Source organism: Cupriavidus sp. FW305-46 (assembly GCF_058787075.1).
The window spans coordinates 1-1618 of sequence record NZ_JBYSZI010000134.1; the positions used below are offsets into that span (position 1 = coordinate 1).

The 1618-nt window shown below is 63.9% G+C and carries 1 protein-coding gene; it reads right to left on the bottom strand.

Features of this window, described 5'->3' with window-relative positions; genetic code table 11:
• Positions 1-39 precede the first annotated feature (39 nt).
• On the bottom strand, positions 40-1419 hold the full coding sequence (locus AC3WON_RS31065; RefSeq protein WP_492353480.1) for a DUF1329 domain-containing protein: 1380 nt from the start codon (positions 1417-1419) through the stop codon (positions 40-42).
• Between the last annotated feature and the right edge of the window lie 199 nt (positions 1420-1618).

Below are 1618 nucleotides of genomic sequence, written 5' to 3' on the forward strand. Positions count from 1 at the left end.
GGCGCCAAAGGCTGCGCCCGGCCGGGTATCACGATGGGATCAGGTACCCGACCCGCGCGCGGCGTCCGGTGAGAAGAACACCTCGTTGAATTCCGGGCTGTTGTTCAGCGTTGTCATCGGGCCTTCGTTGGTCAGGCGGTCGGCCATGTAGGCACCCGAAATCAGGTCATGGTAGAACACCGTGGTCGGATAGTAGCGGCGTGCATCATAGGCGTATACCGAGGCCTGGAGATTGGTGCGCCACAACTGGCCGCGGCCATCGTAGTTGTCGGCCGCCAGGGCCAGCCAGCTGTCTTCGTCGAGATACAGCACGCGCTTCGCATACTGGTGCCGGAAGCCGGACTTGAGCGTTGCTTCCAGTACCCACACCCGATGCGGTTCATAGCGCATCACGTCCGGATTGGCATGGCCATTCGTGAGCAGTTCCTTGTACTTGACGGAAGTGCTCAGCAGCTTGTAGTTGTGGTACGGGACGAAGATCTCCTTCTTGCCGACGATCTTCCAGTTGTAGCGCTCGCCCGAGCCGTTGAAGAGCCGGTCGTCGTCCACGGTGCGGAAGCCGCCGGGGCCCTGGGGCTGGTCAAAGCCGAATTCCGGCGCCTGGCGCACCCGCCGCGTGCCCGGGTTGTAGATCCACGTGCGGTTGGAGTCAGAACCCTCCTGGTCCCAGACCGCATAGCCCACGATCACCTGGCCGCGGTCGCGCAACGGCAGATCCGTGGAGGTGCGGAAGAAGGAGCGCTCGTTGAGGGCGCTGCGCGGGTCAAACTTGCCATTGTTGCGCGGCGACAGGATGCTGTACGAGACGCGCCCCCACGCGATCGAGCCGTTCGGATACACCACGGCCTGGTCGAACTGAGCCTTCTCGGTGCCGATGGCCGACGAGAAACGCTGGTTCCACAACAGCTCCATCGCGGTTTTCGGAATCGGGTAGGGAACCTGCGGACCCGCTTCCTTCAGGCCGTTGGCATCGCTCGTCATGCTGACGGTGGTGGCGTAGGTGCGGATGTCCTTGTAGACCGCGTCCTCGTAGCGGAAATCGCGATGGCTTGGGTACACCGGCATCTTGAAGGTGTCGGGATACTTCTTGAACAGCGCCTTCTGCCCGTCGCTGAGCCGCTCGGCATACTGCGCCATGTTCTGCGCGGTGATGACGAACAGCGGCTTCTCATCGGCATACGGGTCCGGGTAGCGTTCGCCGCGCTGGTATTTGACATGCGCCGGCGTGCCCAGCCACTTGCCGGACCATGCCGGGACCTCGCCGTCCTTGCTGGCGGCACGCTCGGCGCCCATCGGCGTGAGGGGGCCATCCAGTTGCTTGAGTTCCTCCGGGGTGGCCTTCGCCCACGATGCCGCCGCCAGGGCCATGCTGGTGAGCAGCAGGCCACCGCGTATCAGTTGTCTTGTGCTGGATTTCATTGAAGTCTCGCTCCTTGTAAAGAGGAATTGCCGGCGCCGGCTGTGCCTGTGCCTGTGGTGACAGCGTAGTGATGGCGCGGCGGCGGGGAATCGTTGGAACGGACTAGTGGAATTCCCTAGCGTCCGGCGTGGCGGAGGGGGCGGGGACAATCCGGGTGGCGTGCCAGCATCCCGCGAGGAGTGCGGGAGCGTACCGGGG